We start from the raw sequence: 21,581 nt of genomic DNA on the forward strand, positions 1-21,581 counted from the left end.
TGGCCCAGAATCGGCTGGAACGTGGTGGCCGCGTTTTCGAGCCGAAGGGCGGTCTCGAAAGCCGGGCTTTATCTAAGTCGAAACCCACGACTAAGATAAACGACACCACTGAGCCAATTCTGGGCCGCCCGCCGTTAATTAACGGAAATTAATGACTGTTCATTGTCGACCACACATTTAGCCGAGCCGTTGGTTTCTAAAATGCTCAGTCGTGTCGTTGGCCTTAGTGCGAGTGGTCTGATCGGACATAGGCCAAGGCCAGCTTTGAAGACTGGGCTTGGCTTCGGAATGACTCATGGCGTTCCAGCGTTTTAGGAACCAACCGGCAGGCGGCAATTTCAACTGGCGCCAAGCATGCCTGTCTAGTTACACTCGACCAGGCAAGCAACTCATCCAAACAAAAAACAACGTCCAGCTGGAAACTGACCAGCTGTAACGTTGTTTGAAAATCACGGATGTTAAGTTCACTTAATTAATGGGACCAAGAACTGTGGCGCCGCCGTAATGCCTGCCGCAGATTAAAGCCGTAGCTTAAGATGGCCACCATCATGACGATAGCAACTAGTGCGCTGAACCAAGAGTGAGCACTGAAGTAGGTCGCATAACCAGCACTGAGACTAATTAAGCCAATCATCGGTGCCAAGATGGTTACCGGTGTTGGATGCAGGAAGACTAGCCCAGCTAAAAGTAAGACGCCGGCGGTTACCGCTGCCTCGACGCTCAAACGAGTGCCAAAGCTTGTAATCAGCAACCAAAGCAGTAAGCCAATGCCGACAACTAATAAGAGGGCCGCGAACAAGTTACTTAATGTCCAATCAAAACGTTTCTTAGTCATGATAACCGCCTCACTTTCGTTACCTTTATTATACTGCGAATCAGGCTGACGAAAGAAACGATATGCATGCGGTTCACCTTGTTTTTTAATGAAAATGTGGTCGTTTTCAAGAAAAACGGCGACTTTTTCATTCAGTCCTTGAAAGCGCATCCATTATTGGTTACACTTACAGTAAGCACAGTTGATATGGAGGGAAAGACACATGGCAAAAGTATTAGCAATCAATGCAGGCAGTTCAACTTTAAAATGGAAATTATTCAGTTTACCCGAAGAAACGGTGATCGCATCCGGGATGGTCGATCGCTTAGGCTTACCAAATTCGAAGTTCGTGATTAAAAAAGCGGGCGGCGAAAAGTATTCCGAAACCAAAGACTCCATCGATGCGCAAGAAGCCGCAGCGATGGTCTTGACCCGTTTGAAGAGTGATGGCATTCTGGAACATTTGAGTGAAATCACTGGGGTTGGTCACCGGATCGTTGCCGGTGGCGAAAAGTTCAAGGATTCGGTGGTGATTACGCCAACAACCTTGAAACAAATCAAGGACTTATCCGAATACGCGCCGTTACATAACCCGACGCAAGCTTATTACATCGAAGTCTTCCAGCAATTGTTGCCAAAGACTGTCCAAGTGGCTGTCTTTGATACCTCGCTGTATGCCACGATGCCAGAAGTCAATTACTTATACAGTATTCCTTACGAATACTATGAAAAGTTTGGCGCCCGGAAGTACGGTGCGCACGGGACTAGTCACCGTTACGTTGCCCATCGGACTGCGGATATTTTAGGCAAGAAACTGGAAGACTTGAAGTTAATCACCTTGCATCTAGGATCTGGGGCGTCAATTACCGCCTTTGATCATGGTGAAGCGATTGATACCTCGATGGGCTTCACGCCATTAGCCGGGATTACGATGAGTACCCGTTCTGGGGATATCGATGCGTCTTTGATTCCGTTCTTAATGCGGCATCTCGGAATTTCCGACGTGCAAGACTTTATCGATATTTTGAATCATAAGTCAGGGTTACTCGGAATATCTGGCGTATCACCAGATATGCGGGACTTGGATGCTGCCGAAGCTACCAATCGCCGGGCGAAGTTAGCCTTGGATGTCTTTGCCAACCGAGTTGTTAAATATGTCGGTAGTTATATCGCTGAAATGGGCGGCTTAGATGCCTTAGTCTTCACCGCGGGCGTTGGTGAAAACTCCGTTGAGATGCGGGCTCAAATTGCCAGTCAATTAGGCTACTTCGGTGTGACCGTTGATGACGACAAGAATGATGTTCACGGTCAAGAACGGATGATTAGTAAAGATGGGGCACCAGTTGATGTCTTAGTTGTGCCAACCAATGAAGAATTAATGATTGTTCGTGATGTGGCGCGTTTAACTAAGAAAGCACCAATCAAGTAAAAAAATCAAACGACTAAAAGTGAGCGAGACCCGTTAAGCGGTTGCGTTCACTTTTTTATTGCGCTGAGGTCGTGGCTGAAAAGTTAACCCCTGGTCAGCAGCAAGTCTTATTTGAAGATTTATTGATAGTGGCCACCAATGTTGAACAGCGGTTGTCTTAAACGGTCACTGAAGTAACTAAGTCGCCAGCGACCGTCATACGCGTTGCCCCCCTTATAATGACGGTATCAACAGAAGGGGTGGTCGCGATGACAGTTAATCAGTCACGCACTAAACTACAGATTGGCTTCGCCATATTAGTGGGTGGTTTATTGTTAGTTAGCCTGATGATTACCGCAAAATGGGTCTTAGCTGGCTTAGCATTTATTAGCTTACTGGTTTTAAATGGTCAGTTCATCGTGTTTCCGGTAACTTGGACGTCAGATTGGTTGAATCGAGCCAGTTTGATTGGGACTTTAGTGTTAGTGGTGCTCACCTTGATCAAATTCTTAGTGCTGTCATCATTGTGACTAGTACGGAACTGAAAAAGGACGACCTTAATTCGGATTAATCCGAACTAAGGTCGTCCTTTTTTGAGCTAAGCTAAGTCGCGGCGATTAAGTAGATAGACGCCAACAATTAATGGCAAGGTGAGGCTCATCACTGGATAGAGCCAAGCCCATGGTAAGACGGTCGTAATGACCCCGGCTAGCATCGGACCGACTGACATGCCGAGGTCGACACCGATGTAAAAGGTACTGTTGGCCAGGCCGTGGTCGGCTTCGGGAACGAGGGTCAAAGACTTGGCTTGGCAGATGGAAAACATTAAACCGTAGCCGGCCGCTAACCCAAAGGCCCCCACAATCAGCATGAACCAATTGCTTAAATCAGTTAGGCCAATTAGTCCAAGTAAGTTAAATCCTAGACAAATCCAAATGAATGTTTTAAACGGCACGTGGTCAAAAGCATCGCGTAAGACTAGCCGCATCACGAGTAAAATAATGGCATAAACTGGAAAGAAGATGCTGGCCGGGACACTGAAGTGGCGGTTGGCGATGTAGCTGACGATATATGTTTGCGTCGCAAAATACGGCAAGGAAAAGAGCATTAAAATGATGGCAACGGGGATGACTTTAGGTTGCACTAAACGTAGCTTGCCAGGCGTCTTATTGGCGCGATAACTTAGACTGGGTACCCCTTGATTACCGACAAATTGAATTACCGCTAATAGTAATAGACTGAAGCCGGCCGCGAGCCAGAAGACAGATTGGTAACTGTAGTGTTGATAGAGGTAGACACTGACGGCCGGACCAACTGCCATCCCGAGGGCGTTGGCTAAGCCATAAATCCCCATCCCAGAACCGATGCGGTCGGGTGGCAGGAGATTAGCCATCCAAGTGGCCATACAGACGGAACACAGCGTATAGCCCAGCCCGTTAATCACACGACAAATCATGATTAAAGCGATGTTATCAGTTAAACCATAGCCTAAACTGGCGATTAACAGTAAGAAGCCGCCGACAAAGGTTAGATGGTATTTGGGGACACGATCAGTTAAATTACCTGCTAAAGGTCGCAGCATTAGTGAGGTCAGATTGGTTAAGCCAGCAATGATTCCCGCTAAAATGCTGCTAGCCCCGATACTGCTGGCGAACCCGGCAATAATTGGGTTAACGAGCATTGGACTCATTAAGAAGAAGAAACTAGCTGCCAAGACTAGTTTGACGTCTTTGGTGTATAGACGTGTTTTCAAAAGATTTCAGGTCCTTTCTTGGCTAGATTGTCACTAGCACGCCGTAGTAATGTTAACAGTTGGCGCTGTTCTGTTGGTGTGAAGTCGGCAAATAAGGTGGCACTAGTTTGCCAGATATGTTGTTCAAGCTCAGCTTGTTTTTCTAGGCCGGCTACCGTGAAGTGGACTAATTTAGCACGGCCATCAGTGGGACTGGGCTGCAAAGTAATCAGCCCTTTTTGAACCAAGCGGTGGACAATCAGCCGGGCAGTTTGATGGGTAATTTCCTCAAAAGTTCGGAAGTCCGCAATGGTCTGTTGCGGATGGTCGGCGAAAAAGCGGATTGCATCAGCTTGTTCGCTGGTTAAATCTAAGTTTCGACTGTATAAATTGCGGCGATGTCGAATTTTACGACCTAAAACAACGATTTGACGTGATACTAAATCATCGTCAGTCATGTGATCACCTCTCGATTAAAGTATACAGCTTACTGTATACTTTTTAAAGTGGTGCGACTAAATTAGCCGGTAAAAAAGTCGCCATAGCTTAGTATGACGACTAGTAGGGTTATAGTTCAGTTTTAATTTTGATGCCTTTAACTTGGCGACTAACGACTACAATCGCCACAATTAACAGTAAGAAATAAAAGGCAGCGACCACGGCTGAAATTACGGGCGAAATATTAAAATTATTGAAGTTATTCGGATGGTCGATTAATTGCGTGACTAACGAAATATCAGTAATCGCATGCAGGCCAATCGTCCAAGCCAAGTTCTGGGTGCTGACGTACAGGCCGGCAAAAAAGGTTCCCAGCGCCATGGCGAATAAAATCTGCGGCAAGACGTAAGTCCAAGACATTTGCGAGGTGTTGATCAGATGCAAGCCGCCGAATAAGGCACTATCTACGATAATGACTGCTAATGGATGATTTGGCATCGACCGCGCTAGTAATGGAATTAAGACGCCACGAAAGACAAATTCTTCCGTCAGGCCAATTAAGATGACATACCCAATATAGAAGAGCATTAAGGGTTGAAACTTCATTTGAAAGAGCTGCGTTAATTTCGCCAGCGCTAAAATGGCGACTAGAATAATTGACGGGACAGCGAGGTGAAATTGATGATCTAAATCACGTGGATTCCACCAGTGAATCGGAACACGGGTCAAGTAGTGGTTATACAGCCAAGCGCCAATGACGACGATACCATCTTGAAATGGCCCGGATAAATTAGTTGGTAAGCCGGTGAGCTTGACGATCCAGGCCGCGGCAAACATCATGACAGGTACTAAGATGAATAGTAGCAAGGCCGCGCCCCAACCGCGTCGAAATGTTTTCATGAGTTAATTCCCCCTTATGTTAGTCATAGTTTAGCATTGATTGGCCGGTCAACGGAACCTAAATCCTTCAAATGTTAATTAGGTTGTCACGCTGGTTAGCCTAGAATCTCAGGTAACTCGTCACTTTGTCGGGAGTTCCTGGCATCTAAACTAACTGAAAAGCACGCTAATCATTTTGCGATGATTAGCGTGCTGGTTTAAATGTAGACTGAGTGATTAATGATGCATCTTGAATTCCAGATAACGATCATTATAGAGCCCCACAAGTTCTGGTGATAAGTCTTGATAAATCTGTAAATGACTGATTGTCCGATTATCAGGGTAGAATTGCCGGTCATTGCGAATGGCTTTAGGCAATAAGGTTTTAGCCTTTTGATTAGGCGTGGCATAACCGATATACTCAGCATTCTTCGCCGCGTTTTGCGGTTCGCTCATGAAGTTTAGAAACGCATAGATGGCTTTAAAGTGCTTGGCCGTCTTCGGAATGACTAGGTTATCAAACCACAAGTTACTGCCTTCAGTAGGGACGACGTAATGTAAGTGTGAATTGCCAGCCAACATTTCTGCAGCTTCCCCGGACCAATCGACCGCAATGGCGGCTTCGTTTTGAATCATATACATCTTGATTTCATCAGCCACCACGGCTTTGACATTCGGTGAGAGTTTATTCAACTTGTTACGGGCTGCTAGTAAGGTCGCCGGATTTGTAGTGTTCATCGACTGACCGTTAGATGCTAGGGCAAAGCCCATCACATCGCGGGCACTGTCAATCAGCATAATCTGATTGCGATACTTCTTTTGCCACAACTGATTCCAATGCTGAATACTGCCGGGCTGGACGAATTTGTCGTTATAAATGATACCCAAGGTGCCCCAGAAATAAGGCACGGAGTACTTGTTATGACGGTCAAAAGCTAAGTTCATAAAGCGTGGATCGTAATTCTGCATTCCGGTTAGTCGTTTTTTATCCAAAGGCAAGAGTAACTTAGCTGCTTTCATCTTTTCAATCATGTAATCACTGGGCACGGTTAAATCATAACTAGTCCCGCCTTGCTTGATCTTGGTGAACATGGCTTCGTTGCTGTCAAAGGTTTCCACGTTAACGTGATAACCGGTTTGCTTTTGAAACTTTGTCAGCAGACTGGGATCGATATAATCGCCCCAAGTGTATAAGTTCAAGATTTTGCTGCCGTTACTGCCGGAACTAGCTTGCAAGTTGTGCGCACCAAACGCCAATAGCGCACAGACTGCTAATAAACCGATAATGGCACTAATGAGCTTTTTCATGACCGACGCCCCCTTGCTGCGGCACGGTGGCGACTACTGTATTGGTTAATGAAGTAGTACCCAATCACTAAGATGAGGGCTAACAAGAACATTAGGCCAGATAAAGCGTTGATCTCCAGGTTAATGCCTTGGCGGGCCCGCGAATAGATTTCAACAGACAAGGTCGTAAAGCCGTTGCCGGTGACGAAGAAAGTGACCGCAAAATCATCCAGAGAATACGTCAAAGCCATAAAGAACCCCGAAAAAATTCCCGGCATAATATAGGGCACAATGACTTGGCTGAGTAGTTGCCAATTATTAGCGCCTAAGTCGGACGCCGCATCTAACAAACTTGTGCCCATTTCTTGAATCTTCGGTAAGACCATCAAGACGACAATGGGAATCGAAAACGCGATGTGGCTAAGTAAAACCGAGCCGAATCCCAGCGGAATCTTTAAAGCGGTAAAGAAGATCAAGAAACTAGCCCCGATAATAACATCGGGGGAGACCATTAAGATATTGTTTAATGACAGGATCGTGTTGCGCGCAACCGGCCGGGTCGTGTTATTGATCCCCAGTGCGCCCAACGTCCCAATGGTTGTTGCTAAAACTGATGATAGCAAGGCAATCAGTAGGGTATCCAAAAAAATGGCAATTAACCGGCTGTCGGCGAACAAATCTTGATAATGGCTCCAAGTAAAGCCATGGAAGTTATTCATGGTTGTGCCAGCACTAAAAGAATAAACCACTAAAAAAATGATTGGCGCATATAACACGATAAAGACTAGCCATAAGTATAAGTGCCGCCATTTGAATTTACGGGTCATTTCGTCAACCCCTTTCGCGGCCGTCGTTTACTCCCGCCAGTCAGCCACATAATAATGACCATGGCGATGATTAAGACGACGCCAATGGTCGAACCCATCCCCCAATTCATCGTGGTGAGGAAGTGTTCTTCAATCGCCGTCCCTAAAGTGATCACTTTGTTGCCGCCAATCAGGCGTGTCAGCATGAAGAGTGATAGTGAGGGAATAAAGACGGCTTGAATGCCAGCCTTAACGCCCGGTAACGTGAGTGGGAAAATGACACGACTAAATGTTTGCCATGGCGTGGCGCCTAAGTCACGACTAGCGTTGACGTACGACGGATTGAGCTCACTGACGGCGTTATAAATCGGCAAAACCATAAATGGAATCTGAATATAAGCCGCGACAAAAATAAAGCTGAAATTGGTAAATAGCAATTGCTTGGGACCAATCCCGATGAAGCTTAGAAATTGATTGGCGATGCCGACTTGACTGAAGATTCCAATAAACGCATAGGCTTTCAGCAATAAGTTAATCCAAGTCGGCATAATAATCAGTAACAACCACAGTTGTGGATGCTTGGTCTCATTTAATAAATAAGCCGTGGGATAGCTGATCAGTAAGGTTGCCAAAGTAATTAAAAAGGCGTACCACACGGAGTTTACCGTCATCATCAAGTAGGTGCTTGAGGTGAAGTAAGTCTGATAATTTCCAAGGGTGAACTGACCATCGATATTGAAGAAAGATTGATAGATCAACAAGATCACTGGTGCAATGACGAAGAGCACGATCCAAAGGGTATAAGGGACAAAGTAGGCCGTGTTCCGAGTTAATTTTTGTTTCCGTTGCATGCGACCGGCCTCCTATTCGTCATCATCTTCGTAGCGTTCCAACCGAGCATCAAAGGCTGCTTCGGATTCATTTAAGCGCATAACATGAATATCTTGCGGATCAAAAGTCAGTCCAATTGGCGTGCCTTCATCAGCGGGGTTCGTTGAATGGACGAGCCATTCGTTATGATCGTTGTCATAGGCCACGATTTCAAAGTAATTGCCACGGAAGAGTTGTGAGTCGACCGTGACGACTAACTTACCTTGGTCAGCGGCGACAATATCCAAGTCTTCGGGTCGTAAGACGATTTCAACGGCTTCGTTTGGCCGCATCCCGGCGTCGGCGCATTCAAACCGTTTACCCACGAATTCAACTTCAAAATCTTGGCGCATCTTGCCAGGGATAATATTACTTTCCCCAATAAAGTTAGCTACAAAGTGATTGATTGGTTCATCGTAAATATCTACCGGGGTGCCGCCTTGTAAGATTTCACCGGCTTTCATGACGAAGATCTCATCACTCATCGCTAAGGCTTCTTCTTGGTCATGAGTGACGAACAAGAAGGTAATGCCTAGCCGTTGCTGCAGATCACGTAATTCGTACTGCATATCTTTACGTAACTTGGCATCCAAAGCGGAGAGCGGTTCATCTAGTAGTAGGACTTTCGGCCGCATGACAAGTGCGCGCGCGATGGCCACCCGTTGTTGCTGTCCCCCGGAAATCTCACTGATTTCACGGTCGCCAAAGTCAGCCAATTGCACAAGCTTCAAGGCTTCTTGCACGCGGGTCTCAATTTCAGCTTTGGCAACTTTATGTAGTTTTAAGCCGAAACCCACGTTTTCCGCGACATTCAGATGGGGGAAAAGGGCGTAATCTTGGAAGACGGTGTTTAATTGGCGCTGGTTGGCCGGAACATCATTAATGACTTGACCATCGAAAAAGACTTGTCCCGCGGTTGCGTCCGTAAAGCCAGCGATGGTCCGTAAAATCGTGGTTTTTCCACAGCCAGATGGGCCAAGTAAGGTATAAAATTTTCCGGCTTCGAGTTCTAAGTTAATGTTCTTGAGAATTTGAGTATCCCCATAGCTTTTACAAATATTGGTTAACCGAATAATCGGTTGGTTATTAACCGCCAATTCGGATTCCTCCTTTTAGGGTCTTTATTAGTTGTTTATATTGGTGAGGTTGCCGTCTCCGTTGACCAGCAGGTTCGCGGTGGGGCAGACCTGCAGCCGAAAAGCGGTCTGCAGGGCGCTTTTAAGCCGCAGGTCACGTCTTAAAAGTCGACCCAGACACTAACCTGGGTTAAAGCGCCCAGCTAAGTGTCTCGACACGGCGAACCTGCTGGTCACTGCGACTTTAAGCAATGTTGTCAGTTAGGTTTCACGTCTCATAGTTTCATTTTTGTATGGGACTGTTTGACAATGAGATTGTTAATTAGCGCAGGGTGGGCTGGATGATGCTCAGTGGTGAAATTTGACTTAGCCGAGTGGTCTGCTCGGGTTAGTCAAAGCCCGGCTTGCGAGACCGTTCTTTGGCTCGCAAACGTGGCCACCACGTTCCAGCATCAATCCAGACCAACCGGAGCGGCAAAAATAGCAGCATGCTTTATAGATAAGACGCTGTGGTGACTAAGGTAAAGGTGCAGGGCGTCTGACCGGCATTGCTGACTTGGTGGTGCTTAGTTGCGTGAAAGTACAATGTATCGCCTGCCTGCGCTGAATATTCCTGGGCACCGAGTTTTAGGGTTAAGCAGCCAGCTTGGACGGTGATGAAGGTCTCAGCTGGCGACGGCTCAAAGGGTTTGAAGCGACCGTTGGGAGCCAGCGTAATGGTGACCGGCTCGAGCGCATTGTCGTTCGATGCCGGTACTAGCCATTTTAGCTGATAGCCCAGGGCTTCATCGTCAAAAGTGGTTTGTTCAGCGGGATGATAAACAATCTGATTCGCTGAATTTTCCGGCTGGAAGAAATCGGCGGGCGATTCACCTAAGACCGTTAAAATTGCAAAAAAAGTTTCCATCGAAGGTGAGGATTGATTATGTTCTAATTGCGAAATATAACCTTTAGAAAGATCGGCGCGTTCGCCGAGTTCTTCTTGGGTCAATTGCTTTTGAATTCGTAGATTCCGCAGTTGTTGACCGAGATTAATGACCGTCACCCCCTTTAGCAAGTTTTGTCTGAGTAAACTTTAAGTTTAGTCCGAACAATTAATTATAACGGATTTTTTAGTCGTGACAAGCTGAAATCTAGCGGGTAATCTTGGTGATTAAAAAAACGGACTGGGACAGCTGTCCGTAAGTCCGTTTTAAAAGCTTATATTTGGGTTAATCCGCCCGAAAGACGACTTTGAAGACTTCACTGACCATCGGGGTATCTGGATTTAAATGATGACCATGTTCTTCAAGCGCTGGCGTAAATTCAGCCGTTTTGAGCTTGCGCCAATCACCGATTGACCCGTCGCCATCACCTTCATGATAAGCGTGTTCAGCAGAGATACGGTAGAACGGAATCAATTCCGAAACCACCGTTTTAAGCACTGCGACGGGCTTTAAGTCGCCGTTAAATAAAATGTTGTAGTCGCCAACTTGTGGAATGGCCACTTGTTCGGCGGTATAACTATCTAGGGGTGTCGTCGTGGCCGTTTTTTGACCAGCCAAGATGGCATCGGTAGCGGCTTGAACTTGTTCAGGTTGGTTTTGGTCACCAAACCACCGCGTCTGATATGAGGCACCATGAGTATCGGTCGTTTCATTAAAAGCTTTCCATAATTGTTCGGCAGATTGTGCTGGCATTGGCGTCACCTAATTTCTATAGATTTGCTGAATTCATTGCATTGTAAACGAATTCACAACTTAAGTATAGCATTTCTATTTAAAAAGCGACATGTCGTTGACCATTTTGTTCCCAAAAAGGTCATGAAAGGCTGACCAAATCGGTTAATTACCCGAAGCATCAGCCAGGACTCTGCTATAATGGCCAGTAACTCAATGAACGGGAGTAACTAATATGAAACTATCAGTTTTACAAAGTGAATTACCTAATTTTAAGATTCGCCTCTTAACGGCAGCTGATCAACAAGCTTTATTCGATCTCGAACGCAGCAATCCGGGTTACCGGGAGTCGCTTGGGGCTGGTGAATTAACCTTAGCCGAGATCCAGTCAGACTTAACGGCCCATCCAGAACAAGTCAGTGCGGATCAAAAGCAAGTCTTTGGGTTCTACTTGGCGACGCATTTAGTAGCCGTTTTAGATATCTTGAATCAGTATCCCGAACAGGATTTCATCTTCATCGGTTTACTGATGGTCGGCGCCCCGTATCAACGGCGGTCAGTTGGTAAAGTAATTGCGACGGGGTTGATGCAGGCGGCCTTAAAAAGTGGCATTCATTGTCTACAATTAACCCGCGTCACAGCAGATACGGGGGTCGCGGCCTTTTGGCATCAGTTGGATTTTGAAGATGGTGATCAATTGTTCTTGCCGTTGAAGAATAACGGCCGGTTAGCCGTGACGACCATGACGCGACTCCTTGTCTAAACTGTTGTGCAATCGCTGCCAAACTATGAGCGCATTTCTAATCTAATTCTTAGCCTAATCCCGGATAAACTGATGGGGTTCGTGTTACACTCGTTACGACAAAATAAATGAAATGAGGTTGTATCGATGATTAAGCACTGGGCGAAGGCGGACACAGCCATGTTGATTGCGGCCATGGTATTATTGGCAGTTATTTTCTATTTCTTTGAATTAACAGCGAATCTCATGGTTAGTGCGATTGCTTTCCCGATTAGTTTGATTGCGCTGATGGGGATTATGGAATATGCGGCCAGCGAATTGCGGCGAAAATAAAATAGGTTCTAAAAGGCGTCTTGGCAACTGTTGTCAGGGCGCCTTTTTAGCAGGAGATTTAGACCTTAACCAAATCTTACACTACTAGGGGAACGGGGGGTACTCGTAGGCTTAATCAAGCCGTCGTTTGTCAGGATGACTGAGTTCAATTTGTCAGTTAAATGCGTGCTTGCTATAATACACCATAGTACAGTCACCGAAGTCAGGAGGTTACGACATGGTTATGATTGATCACCAAAGTACACAGCCATACTATGTGCAGTTGGTGGCTGGGTTGAAGCAAGACATTCAGCACGGTCTGTTACAGCCACACGATCAGTTACCATCGGTTCGCGCCATGGCTAAAGCCAATTTGTTGAATCCGAATACGGTGGCCAAAGCATACAAGCAATTGGAAGCGGAACAAGTGATTCGCACAGTACCGGGGAAAGGGACTTACATTAACGTCACGGATCCGCAACTGGCGCAACAAGAAGTACAGCAACAGTTAAAGCAACTGGTCACACAAGCTAGCCAAGCGGGAATTCCGGTTAGGACGCTAATCGAATGGTTAGCGCAAATGGATGAGGGGGACGCGGTATGAGCTTACAAATTAAAAATTTATCAAAAACGATTAATCAACAGCCAACATTAGATCAGCTTAGCTTTGAGGTCCAACCAGGCCAGATTGTTGGCGTGATTGGCCGAAATGGGGTCGGCAAAACGACCCTCTTTCGAACGATTAATGGTCAATATCTACGAACAGGCGGGCAAGTCTTAGTTGATGGTCACGAGGTAGCTGATGACCCAAGTGTGCGGCCGCAACTGAGCTTTGTCGATCCACAAGCGAACTTCTTTAAGACGATGACCGCCCAACAAGTTGCTTGGTATTATCAAGCGGCTTATCCGCAATTTGATCAGGCGAAGTTTGACCAATTATTGGGCCGGTATCATTTAAAAGCTGATCAAAAGTTACGGCACTTTTCTAAAGGTATGTTTGGCTTGTTTACAATCATACTGAGTGTGGCAACCCAAGCGACTTATCTGTTTTTGGATGAGCCGTTGGACGGCTTAGATGTGATTGTTCGCAAGAATGTCTTGAACATCTTAATTGATGAAGTTGCTACCGGGCAGCGGGCAATCCTGATCGCCTCGCATAATCTTGGCGAACTGGAAGGCATTATTGACCGGGCCTTAATGTTAAAGCAGGGTCACGTGATTCACGATTACCAATTAGAAACAATGCGAACCAAGGCTCGTAAGCTACAACTCGTTTATCGTGATAAACAAATCCCAGCTTTACTCAAGACTAACGGTCACATTGTGAGTGTGTCGGGTCGGGTAATTGTCGTTGTCTTTGAAGACTTCACGCCAGAATTGCAAAGCCAATTAGCTGCAACGAAACCGGTCTTTCAAGAGACCTTACCGTTATCGTTAACTGATTTATTTATGGCGAACTTAACGGATGAACACGATTACGAGTTGCTATCTTAGAATGGGGGAATGGACGATGACAACGACAACGTTACGCCAATTATTGTGGCGGCATTACCGCGGGATGCTATTACCGGTTTTAGTGATTATGGGCTTAACCGGACTTAAAGCCGCGACTAATTTGACACAAAATAGCGGGAAGTTATTTAATAACGCTGGTTATATGGCATCAGATAGTGATTTATTAATGTTAGCCGTGAGTGTGGTAATTGCGATTATTTTAGGTTGGCTAATGTTTACTTGGGACAACTATACGGCGTTTAATCATTATTTACTGGCTTTGCCAGTGACTCGGAAACAAATTTATCGTGCTAAAGTCAGTATGTTTACTGGTATGTTTATTGGTGGCTACGTCTTGATGCAGGCGGTATTCTTAAGCCTATTAGTCTTAATTAAGCGGTCAGATGCGATTTATAATTTAAATTGGAGCGTTGACTTGCGCTATTTATTGAGTCAACTCGCCTGCCTGATTGCGGCAATGAGTGTTAGTGCGGTGTGGGGCTTATGGCTCGGTCAAACGGTTGGTAGTGCAATTACGACGTTTATCTTTATGTGTAGTTTGCCGTTTGCGTTTGATGGGTTAATGAATATTTTGGCATATCTGACAGGGCAAAAGCCATGGACAATCAATCCGTTAAATGAACTGGATCAATCGACTTGGCTGGGCTTTAGTGTTTTAATTGCCGGCAGTCTGGTCATTTGGTTAGGCTGTACTTATTTGAACCGGTGGGCTTTTGACCACTTGTCCTTAGAAAGCACTGGCGACTATTTCTTGTTCCCCAAGTTACGTCCAATTTTTCTGTGGGGTGTTATTGCGTATTTAACGGTCGCCGTTAGCTTCTCATCTTTCGGCATGCTACTGGTCGAAATTGTGACGACTCATTATAATCAGACGATTCCTTGGTATCAAAGTGTGATCATGGCCATTCTGGTGGCTTACTTAACATGGAGTATCGGTCGCTGGATTCTCTATCGGCCAGATAAAATTCGCAATGCCTTTAAGTTTAAACGGTTAACAAATTAGCTTGCCACTCTGGGCGGTTCAGAATTGGCTGGAACGTGGTGGCCACGTTTGTGAGCCAAAGGGCGGTCTCACAAGCCGGGCTTTGACTAACTCGAGTAAAAGTCACTCGACTAAGTCAAACGACACCACTGAGCCAATTCTGAACTGCCCGGCGTTGAATATGCTTTATGTATTATTGAAGATAAAAGATGTAGGTGATCTAAGTGTAGCTAGGCAGGCATGGTGTCCCGTGTCGATACAGTTAGGCAGAGTCCTTTGCTGCCTTACTGTATGGGGCGACCTCAAAGACGTGGGCTTTCGGCTTTGAGGCGAGGTTATAGACCGCCTTTTGGCTATGACCGGTCCCCACCGGATACCGTGCCTGCCTAGCGAAACGATAAGTAAACACTATAGCAACCTAAAAGGCGCCGTTACTAGCAAGGATAACTTGCTGAGTGACGGCGCCTTATTTGGCGGCAAATTCTATAACATCTGTTTGAAGGTTTTAACGAATTTTATTTAAGCGCTTGGCAACGGTCTTGACGTTTAACAGATCCCAATCTTCCAAGTTGTGCGAAATTGAGTTATGGCCCCAAGTGCCACAGCCCAAAGTCAAGGATGGCGCAACGTTGTCGTATTTGAATCCAATGGCACCTTGTGAAGATGGCACATTGATCAAGGCCCGGCAAGCAGTCATTTCGATGGCGAACTTATTCATTACGGCATCGTCAGTCGTGTGTAAGACGGCAGTGTGACCTAAGCCACCAAGAGCCAATGTCCGCTTCATTAAGTTGAAGCCAGTCTGGGTGTCTTTAGCATGGACAACGCCTAAAACGGGGCATAACTTTTCCCGTGAGAGTGGTTGATCGCCACCGACATCCGGTAATTCAACAGCCAAGACTTTGGTGTCAGCCGGAATATCGAAGCCCGCCCATTTGGCAATCTGCCATGGCGTTTGACCAGCGACTTTCGGGTCAACAGACTGTTTCTTTAAGTTAATGACGGTGCTCGTTAAGGCATCGACGTCAGCCGGCTTGGTGAAGTAAACGCCATTGGCACTTAATTTCTGTTTAACATCATCATAAATGCTGTCATCCACAATTAGGTTTGATTCAGCGGCACAAATCATCCCATTGTCAAATGACTTAGAGGTGATAACATCATTAACGGCTTGATCGACGTTAGCTGATTTTTCAATGAAGCAAGGCACGTTACCAGGACCGACACCCAAGGCTGGTTTGCCAGTAGAATAGGCTGATTTAACCATGCTAGAACCACCCGTTGCGATAACGGTTGCAATCCCCTTATGATTCATCAATGTTTCCGTCGCGAGCAGGCTAGGTTGTTTGATCCATTGCATCCAGTCTTTCGGCGCACCGGCGGCAATGGCAGCATCGCGAATAATGCGGCCAGTTTCGACACATGACTTTTGGGCAAAAGGATGGAAACCGAAAATAATGGGGTTCCGCGTTTTTAGAGCAAGCATCGCATTAAAAATCACGGTTGAAGTTGGGTTAGTCACTGGCGTTACCCCGGCAATGATACCAACAGGTTCCGCAACCTTGGTAATCCCGCTAACGGGGTCGTCGTTAATGACACCAACCGTTTTATCGTCTTTAATGTAGCGATAGATGTTTTTAGCAGCAAAGTCGTTCTTTGAAACTTTATCGCGATAGTTCCCGCGACCAGTTTCTTCCACGGCCATGGCCGCCAACATCCCGCGCGCAGCATGGGCGGCGTGGGCCAGAGCGGTCACTGCAGCGTCAATCTGATCTTGATCCATGACTTCTAACCGGTTGGCCGCCAATGAGGCATTTAAAACGAGGCGATCAATTGATTGTTTAACTTCAGTTTTTTCATCAATTTCTTTCAACATATGCGTGATTCCTCCTAAACGAACGATACTTGTTCTTTACTTCACAAGTCCATTATAAACACTTCTTCACAAATGTAAATGGGAAATCAAAAATTACATTCAAAAATAGAGATAGTTCTGAAACGCCGGTATTGATGGAATCTATTTTGAAATACAAAGAAAACGCTTACATTATTAAATAACGGCTATTGTGTTATTTAATTCACAATTAAAACAAACTAGCCTACTGCATTTTAAACTGGTGGTTGGGTTCGTTAATGGATGCCGACGACTAACCCCACGGTCACCGGCTCTGCCATTTTATAAATATGCTTATATTTGTGTAAGGGCTTACAGTTCAAACAACCCGGCCGGCTACGGATTTAACTGGGTTGTGTTCCTTAATAAATATCGTAAATCGGTTATCACTCGGAGGTAAAGTATGCTAAAATGAATGTGATTCAAAAATCGTATCTCTTAATTAACCTAGGAGGGTTATTTTTATGTCATTTGTAAATGCTGTTGATATGACACAAGACGCATACAAGAACCATTACGCTATTGGTGCGTTCAACACTAACAACCTTGAATGGACTCGTTGCATCTTAAAGGGTGCTCAAGAAACAAACACCCCAGTTATTCTTCAAGTTTCAATGGGCGCTGCTAAGTACATGGGCGGTTACAAGCTCGTTATGGACTTAGTTGCTGATACTATGGAAAGCATGAACATCACTGTTCCTGTTGTGATGCATTTGGACCATGGTAACTACGAAGCTGCCAAGGAATGTATCGAAGTTGGTTTCTCATCAGTTATGTTTGATGGGCATGACTTACCATTTGCCGAAAACTTAGAAAAGACTAAGGAAATCGTTAAATTGGCTCATGCTAAAGGCATCTCTGTTGAAGCCGAAGTTGGTTCAATTGGTGGTGAAGAAGACGGTATCATCGGTGAAGGTGAATTAGCCTCAGTTGATGAAGCTAAGACTTTAGCTGCTACCGGCATCGACATTTTAGCTGCTGGGATTGGTAACATCCATGGTAAGTACCCAGAAAACTGGACTGGCTTACACTTCGATCGTTTACAAGAAATCTCAAACGCTGTTAAGATGCCAATGGTACTTCATGGTGGTTCTGGTATTCCTAAGGACCAAATCGTTAAGGCCGTTGAAATGGGTATCAGCAAGGTTAACGTTAACACCGAAAACCAAGTTGCATTTGCTAATGCTACTCGTGCTTACATCGAATCTGGCGCTGACCAAATCGGTAAGGGCTACGACCCTCGTAAATTATTGGCACCTGGTAAGAAAGCCATCGTTGATGTTATCACATCACGTATTGGCTGGTTCAAGACTCCAGCTGTTAAATAATTGGATTTTTGATTCCGAAAAGTCGACTTTGGTCGGCTTTTTGTTTGGATTTAACTTATATAAGGTAATGATCGACGTCACAGTGAAGCTTGCTGTGGCGTTTTTTTTGTTTGGATTGGTTAATTTGTTGATTGGGTGAGATTAAGTCACTGAATTGGCACGCTGGTTGGCCCAGCAATGGCTGGAACTTGATGGCCGCGTTATGAACCAAAGTGATCGCTTACTGGCCTGAATCAGCTTAGAGTTAACCATTTAGTTAGTATTGAATGAGTACGATTGAAATGAAAAAGCATCGGCAAGAATTTTGCCGGTGCTCTTTTTAATGGTCACTATTATTTACAGTCTTTAATAATTTTTCTTCATTATAGAATAACAAGACGATAAACATCACGAGGTACAAGCCTAATGGCAACCAAGCGTAGTTTAACGTAATCATATGTTGGGTGGCGGCGTTTTGGGATTGGTTGGCAACGTAGCCGGATAAGTGGAACAAGCCAGCGGTAATTAAACCACCTAAACCTAGTCCAACATTAACCCCAAAATCATCCGTCGATGCAAGAATGCCTTCAGCTTGAATCCCCATCGTCATGCCGTAACGAATCGTATCGGCGATCATGATTGAAACCAGCCCGATGATTAAACCGTTACCGATTGAGTTAATAAACGTGCCGGCAAAGATGACCGGAAGCTGATTGGTCAGTGCGCCAATGGCTAAGATGAGTTGGCCCCCGGTGGCGATGCCGATCCCGGTAAGCATGGTTTTCTTTTTACCAATGTGTTTAGCCGCCGAGACGATTAAGACGACCCCAATCAGGGCAGCAAAAGTGAAGCCGTTAACGAGCGGGACTAATTTTTCACTGTGTTGTAAGTATTTAAAATAGTAGATCGTTGTTTGGTTTTTAATGGCCGTTGTTAACCAATACAACAGAATAACGACCGAGATAATGAACCAGGGCTGATTCTTTTTAAGCATTTGCCAAACATCTTTTAGCGGTTGATGCGCGGCTTCTGGTTGACTGAAGCGCTCGTGGACCCGGAAAAAAGTATTCCAGATCAAAGCCAATGAGATAATGCCGAATAAGATGATAGTCAATAAGAAGCCGTGCTGCTGGTTACCATGACCAAAGAAGGCGACTAACGGTAGGGTGAAGACAGCAACGATAATCTGAACTGAACTACCAAAGAACTGGCGAATGACGCCGAGTAAAGTCAATTCTTGTTCATTTTGTGACATAGTTGGCAGAATCGATGTAATCGGTAAGTTCACTGCGGTATAGAAGAAACCTAATCCTAAGTAGGTGACATAAGCCCAAATGAGTTTACCGGTATCACCGAAGTTAGGGGTCACGAACGTTAGAATTGCAAAAATGACATAGGGCAAGGCGTACCAGAGAAAGAACGGTCGACTTTTGCCGAAGCGTGAGTGCGTATGGTCAATCATGATGCCGATAATCAAGCTTTCGACGACATCCGCTAACCGGGCCACGATGAATAAAATCGCTGCTGCACTGGCTGATAGCCCATAAACATCGGTATAGAAGAATAGTAGGTAGGTCGTCATCATTTGAAAAACTAAATTGTCAGCTGCATCGCTGAGACCATAACTGATACGTTCTGGCCAAGCGGTTTGCCAAGGTTGTTTCAAAACATCATCCCCGATTTGGTTTAATTTTGCATGGTTCAATTGTACACCAGTTATGAATTAACTTATATTCAAGCAACTTGGCTGGCGGCCGACAAAAAAAGCCTGGAAAGTTCCAGACTTTGATTAGTGACTATTTAGTCGTTACTTGGCCTAGTTTCGTTAACGCTGGAATCATGCCTAAACTATCGATGGTCTGGTTAGGCATGACCACGGTATTCGCATCGCTGTTAGCCAATTCTTTGAAGGCTTCAATATTTTGAAAGATAAAGTAGTTGTCAGAAGATTTGCTGAGGGCTTCGTTCAAGATGCGCATCCGATAAGCATCGGCATCGGCTTCCGTCTGAATCGCGGTGGCTTTAGCAGTCGCGCTATTAACCAAGGCTTGGTTTTGCGCCGTGTTGGTTGCTAGTAACGCTTGGTTATTAGCTTCATTTTCCAAGGTGATTGATCGACTTTTCCCTTCAGCAGTGGCAATGGTTGCGTCCCGTTCCCGCGTTGCTTGTAGTAACTTATTCATCGAAGCTTGAATATCAGCGGAGGGGTTAACCGAGTCGATGTTGACCCGGTCAACGTTTAAGCCATAACCAGCAGTCACTGATGAGATTTCTTTGAACAACGCTGCGTTGATTTCTTGCGTGCCGTTCAAAACTTCATTTAATTCTTTATTCCCAATAATGCCCCGTAAGGCCGCGCGCGTATCTTGAATCATACTGCGGACGGAATCTTCATTTTTAAAAACAAAATCTTCAATATTCGTCACATGGTATTTCAAAGAGATTTTGACTGAGATTTCGGCATTATCTTTGGTGATAACGACTTGTTGATCCAGGTCGACGGGCGTTTGGGCTGTGTTCACCACGATAACATGGGAGATGAACGGCTTAATAACATGAAACCCTGAACTTAAAACCCGCTCGAACTTCCCAAAAGTTAAGACGACGCCTTGGTTAGGCTGTGTGATGATGCGGATGGCTGCCAGTAACAAGGCGACCACTAACAAAACGATGATAATTCCAATAATTAATCCCAACATGTGACCCATTCCCCCTATTGGTGGCGCGTGATAACGGTGACAGTTAAACCGTGAGCATCAACGTGAGTGACTTCGACTAAGTCCCCGACATGTAACGAAGTCGCCGCTCCTAAATGATAAAAGATGCCGTAGAAGGTGACGCCATCCAACAAGTCGGTTGCCTTAATGGTAAATCGTTGTCCGATTAAACGTTGATCTAAGTATCCTTCCATTTATGATCCCACCTTTTTATTTGATAAGGTTAATTATAGGCGGTTTAGATTTGAAATGATAGAGGGGTGTTGTGAGTGGTTAGTTGACTAACTGTTGGTTGGATTGACTTTTCCACGCTGGCCCGCCCAGCGTTAATCATTATCAGTAGACGTAATTGGTAATTTATTTTTAAGCACAAAAAAACCTTCGTACGGGAATACGAAGGTCAAAAGGAGTAGGTCAACCGACAATTGGGGAATCATCGGTTGAGAACTTAATGAGCGTTTATTCATATAAGCGGGGGGACGTTCACATGCCGCTCATTAAGCTTGTCAAAGTTATTCACTTTGACGGATTTCATTACTTTGGAGGAGTAAATGAAAAGAATGTTAATTGTTATAACAGCAATCTCGGAGGGGAATCCTTAATTGCTATGAGTATATAATAGCAACGAATTATGAAGAAAGTGTGGCGATGGTTTTTCAAAATTAAGAATTATTCATTAAAAAGAATGAATTTTACGTATTTCAGTTAATTAACTATGGTTATATCGAGACCAGAACCGTTATTTCTTGGTTGATTATCATGCTTATATTAAGGATGACTGTCAATGTTGAAAAGCTAACTGCTGCTAATCTTATTAGTTTAAAATGAATAACCGTTAATCTATAGATATCCATTCATTAACGCCGGGCGGGTCAGCATTGGCTCAGTGGTGTCGTTTGACTTAGCCGGTGATCTTTCCGGGTTAGTCAAAGCCCGGCTTTTGAGACCGCCCTTCGGCTCAAAAACGTGGCCACCACGTTCCAGCCGATGCTGACCCAACCAGAGTGGCAATATTAATTCCTACTATTTTGTGAGCAAAACAACTCATCAACGGAATTAAAATTGCGTAAGAATTATTTGATAACGCTTCCGCCTGCCTAGCAATTTTGGCTATAGAGTGTAGAATTAAAGGTGTTAAAACGGA

The 21,581-nt window shown here is 45.1% G+C and carries 22 protein-coding genes; 8 read left to right on the forward strand and 14 right to left on the reverse strand.

Annotated features, from left to right (window positions below; translation table 11 throughout):
• Positions 1–472: 472 nt before the first annotated feature.
• Entirely contained in the window at positions 473–835 is a 363-nt protein-coding gene (locus FFM80_RS00420; RefSeq protein WP_137639004.1) for a hypothetical protein, read from the reverse strand.
• Positions 836–1,037: 202 nt separating this feature from the next.
• Here FFM80_RS00420 and FFM80_RS00425 point away from each other — a divergent pair, with 202 nt between their 5' ends.
• Both FFM80_RS00425 and FFM80_RS00430 read left to right on the forward strand, forming a co-directional pair.
• Entirely contained in the window at positions 1,038–2,243 is a 1,206-nt protein-coding gene (locus FFM80_RS00425) for an acetate/propionate family kinase (RefSeq protein ID WP_137639005.1), read from the forward strand.
• A gap of 248 nt (positions 2,244–2,491) precedes the next feature.
• Entirely contained in the window at positions 2,492–2,752 is a 261-nt protein-coding gene (locus tag FFM80_RS00430) for a hypothetical protein (RefSeq protein ID WP_137639006.1), read from the forward strand.
• Between the two features lie 68 nt (positions 2,753–2,820).
• On the opposite strand, the gene FFM80_RS00435 is transcribed toward FFM80_RS00430, so the two are convergent.
• From FFM80_RS00435 to FFM80_RS00475, 9 genes are all read right to left on the reverse strand, one after another.
• Positions 2,821–3,975: an MFS transporter gene (locus tag FFM80_RS00435; protein WP_137639007.1), complete on the reverse strand. Its 1,155-nt coding sequence runs from the start codon at positions 3,973–3,975 to the stop codon at positions 2,821–2,823.
• A complete protein-coding gene (locus FFM80_RS00440) occupies positions 3,972–4,412 on the reverse strand; it encodes a MarR family winged helix-turn-helix transcriptional regulator (protein WP_137639008.1) in 441 nt (146 codons plus the stop codon). The genes FFM80_RS00435 and FFM80_RS00440 overlap by 4 nt, the downstream gene beginning before the upstream one ends.
• Before the next feature lie 109 nt (positions 4,413–4,521).
• Positions 4,522–5,292, reverse strand: coding sequence for a CPBP family intramembrane glutamic endopeptidase (locus FFM80_RS00445; RefSeq protein WP_137636352.1), 771 nt, complete (start codon positions 5,290–5,292; stop codon positions 4,522–4,524).
• Positions 5,293–5,508: 216 nt separating this feature from the next.
• Positions 5,509–6,579 (reverse strand): ABC transporter substrate-binding protein, encoded by a 1,071-nt coding sequence (locus FFM80_RS00450; RefSeq protein ID WP_137639009.1) that lies wholly within the window; start codon positions 6,577–6,579, stop codon positions 5,509–5,511.
• A complete protein-coding gene (locus tag FFM80_RS00455; RefSeq protein ID WP_137639010.1) occupies positions 6,576–7,385 on the reverse strand; it encodes an ABC transporter permease in 810 nt (269 codons plus the stop codon). The genes FFM80_RS00450 and FFM80_RS00455 overlap by 4 nt, the downstream gene beginning before the upstream one ends.
• Complete coding sequence (locus tag FFM80_RS00460; RefSeq protein ID WP_137639011.1) at positions 7,382–8,215, reverse strand: ABC transporter permease; 834 nt, start codon at positions 8,213–8,215, stop codon at positions 7,382–7,384. Before FFM80_RS00460 ends, FFM80_RS00455 begins: the two co-directional genes overlap by 4 nt.
• 12 nt (positions 8,216–8,227) lie before the next feature.
• Positions 8,228–9,331: an ABC transporter ATP-binding protein gene (locus tag FFM80_RS00465; protein WP_137639012.1), complete on the reverse strand. Its 1,104-nt coding sequence runs from the start codon at positions 9,329–9,331 to the stop codon at positions 8,228–8,230.
• Between the two features lie 472 nt (positions 9,332–9,803).
• On the reverse strand, positions 9,804–10,346 hold the full coding sequence (locus FFM80_RS00470) for a helix-turn-helix domain-containing protein (RefSeq protein WP_137639033.1): 543 nt from the start codon (positions 10,344–10,346) through the stop codon (positions 9,804–9,806).
• Between the two features lie 175 nt (positions 10,347–10,521).
• A complete protein-coding gene (locus FFM80_RS00475) occupies positions 10,522–10,989 on the reverse strand; it encodes an ASCH domain-containing protein (protein WP_137639013.1) in 468 nt (155 codons plus the stop codon).
• A gap of 214 nt (positions 10,990–11,203) precedes the next feature.
• Between FFM80_RS00475 and FFM80_RS00480 the strand changes: the two genes are divergently transcribed.
• From FFM80_RS00480 to FFM80_RS00500, 5 genes are all read left to right on the forward strand, one after another.
• On the forward strand, positions 11,204–11,731 hold the full coding sequence (locus tag FFM80_RS00480; protein WP_137639014.1) for a GNAT family N-acetyltransferase: 528 nt from the start codon (positions 11,204–11,206) through the stop codon (positions 11,729–11,731).
• Between the two features lie 126 nt (positions 11,732–11,857).
• On the forward strand, positions 11,858–12,043 hold the full coding sequence (locus tag FFM80_RS00485; protein ID WP_137639015.1) for a hypothetical protein: 186 nt from the start codon (positions 11,858–11,860) through the stop codon (positions 12,041–12,043).
• Between the two features lie 217 nt (positions 12,044–12,260).
• Positions 12,261–12,626, forward strand: coding sequence for a GntR family transcriptional regulator (locus tag FFM80_RS00490; protein WP_137639016.1), 366 nt, complete (start codon positions 12,261–12,263; stop codon positions 12,624–12,626).
• On the forward strand, positions 12,623–13,516 hold the full coding sequence (locus tag FFM80_RS00495) for an ATP-binding cassette domain-containing protein (RefSeq protein WP_137639017.1): 894 nt from the start codon (positions 12,623–12,625) through the stop codon (positions 13,514–13,516). Before FFM80_RS00490 ends, FFM80_RS00495 begins: the two co-directional genes overlap by 4 nt.
• A 16-nt stretch (positions 13,517–13,532) precedes the next feature.
• A complete protein-coding gene (locus FFM80_RS00500) occupies positions 13,533–14,540 on the forward strand; it encodes an ABC-2 transporter permease (protein WP_171000997.1) in 1,008 nt (335 codons plus the stop codon).
• Positions 14,541–15,024: 484 nt separating this feature from the next.
• Here the strand turns inward: FFM80_RS00500 and FFM80_RS00505 are convergent, their stop codons facing one another.
• The gene (locus FFM80_RS00505) at positions 15,025–16,395 is read right to left on the reverse strand and encodes an aldehyde dehydrogenase family protein (protein ID WP_137639019.1); all 1,371 of its coding nucleotides are present in this window, start codon (positions 16,393–16,395) and stop codon (positions 15,025–15,027) included.
• A gap of 482 nt (positions 16,396–16,877) precedes the next feature.
• On the opposite strand from FFM80_RS00505, the gene fba reads away from it, so the two are divergent.
• Positions 16,878–17,741, forward strand: coding sequence for a class II fructose-1,6-bisphosphate aldolase (gene fba, locus FFM80_RS00510; protein ID WP_137639020.1), 864 nt, complete (start codon positions 16,878–16,880; stop codon positions 17,739–17,741).
• Between the two features lie 319 nt (positions 17,742–18,060).
• On the opposite strand, the gene FFM80_RS00515 is transcribed toward fba, so the two are convergent.
• The 3 genes from FFM80_RS00515 to FFM80_RS00525 all read right to left on the reverse strand — a co-directional run bounded on the left by FFM80_RS00515 (position 18,061) and on the right by FFM80_RS00525 (position 20,631).
• On the reverse strand, positions 18,061–19,386 hold the full coding sequence (locus FFM80_RS00515; RefSeq protein WP_137639021.1) for an MFS transporter: 1,326 nt from the start codon (positions 19,384–19,386) through the stop codon (positions 18,061–18,063).
• A gap of 130 nt (positions 19,387–19,516) precedes the next feature.
• The gene (locus FFM80_RS00520) at positions 19,517–20,419 is read right to left on the reverse strand and encodes an SPFH domain-containing protein (RefSeq protein ID WP_137639022.1); all 903 of its coding nucleotides are present in this window, start codon (positions 20,417–20,419) and stop codon (positions 19,517–19,519) included.
• A gap of 14 nt (positions 20,420–20,433) precedes the next feature.
• Complete coding sequence (locus tag FFM80_RS00525) at positions 20,434–20,631, reverse strand: hypothetical protein (RefSeq protein WP_137639023.1); 198 nt, start codon at positions 20,629–20,631, stop codon at positions 20,434–20,436.
• Positions 20,632–21,581: the final 950 nt, after the last annotated feature.

The organism is Lactiplantibacillus dongliensis, from assembly GCF_005405105.1.
GTDB lineage: Bacteria > Bacillota > Bacilli > Lactobacillales > Lactobacillaceae > Lactiplantibacillus > Lactiplantibacillus dongliensis.

Coding starts and splice junctions, on each gene's coding strand:
- FFM80_RS00420 (WP_137639004.1), bottom strand. CDS start 835: ATGACTAAGAAACGTTTTGATTGGACATTAAGTAACTTGTTCGCGGCC.
- FFM80_RS00425 (WP_137639005.1), top strand. CDS start 1,038: ATGGCAAAAGTATTAGCAATCAATGCAGGCAGTTCAACTTTAAAATGG.
- FFM80_RS00430 (WP_137639006.1), top strand. CDS start 2,492: ATGACAGTTAATCAGTCACGCACTAAACTACAGATTGGCTTCGCCATA.
- FFM80_RS00440 (WP_137639008.1), bottom strand. CDS start 4,412: ATGACTGACGATGATTTAGTATCACGTCAAATCGTTGTTTTAGGTCGT.
- FFM80_RS00445 (WP_137636352.1), bottom strand. CDS start 5,292: ATGAAAACATTTCGACGCGGTTGGGGCGCGGCCTTGCTACTATTCATC.
- FFM80_RS00450 (WP_137639009.1), bottom strand. CDS start 6,579: ATGAAAAAGCTCATTAGTGCCATTATCGGTTTATTAGCAGTCTGTGCG.
- FFM80_RS00455 (WP_137639010.1), bottom strand. CDS start 7,385: ATGACCCGTAAATTCAAATGGCGGCACTTATACTTATGGCTAGTCTTT.
- FFM80_RS00460 (WP_137639011.1), bottom strand. CDS start 8,215: ATGCAACGGAAACAAAAATTAACTCGGAACACGGCCTACTTTGTCCCT.
- FFM80_RS00475 (WP_137639013.1), bottom strand. CDS start 10,989: ATGCCAGCACAATCTGCCGAACAATTATGGAAAGCTTTTAATGAAACG.
- FFM80_RS00480 (WP_137639014.1), top strand. CDS start 11,204: ATGAAACTATCAGTTTTACAAAGTGAATTACCTAATTTTAAGATTCGC.
- FFM80_RS00485 (WP_137639015.1), top strand. CDS start 11,858: ATGATTAAGCACTGGGCGAAGGCGGACACAGCCATGTTGATTGCGGCC.
- FFM80_RS00490 (WP_137639016.1), top strand. CDS start 12,261: ATGGTTATGATTGATCACCAAAGTACACAGCCATACTATGTGCAGTTG.
- FFM80_RS00495 (WP_137639017.1), top strand. CDS start 12,623: ATGAGCTTACAAATTAAAAATTTATCAAAAACGATTAATCAACAGCCA.
- FFM80_RS00500 (WP_171000997.1), top strand. CDS start 13,533: ATGACAACGACAACGTTACGCCAATTATTGTGGCGGCATTACCGCGGG.
- FFM80_RS00505 (WP_137639019.1), bottom strand. CDS start 16,395: ATGTTGAAAGAAATTGATGAAAAAACTGAAGTTAAACAATCAATTGAT.
- fba (WP_137639020.1), top strand. CDS start 16,878: ATGTCATTTGTAAATGCTGTTGATATGACACAAGACGCATACAAGAAC.
- FFM80_RS00520 (WP_137639022.1), bottom strand. CDS start 20,419: ATGTTGGGATTAATTATTGGAATTATCATCGTTTTGTTAGTGGTCGCC.
- FFM80_RS00525 (WP_137639023.1), bottom strand. CDS start 20,631: ATGGAAGGATACTTAGATCAACGTTTAATCGGACAACGATTTACCATT.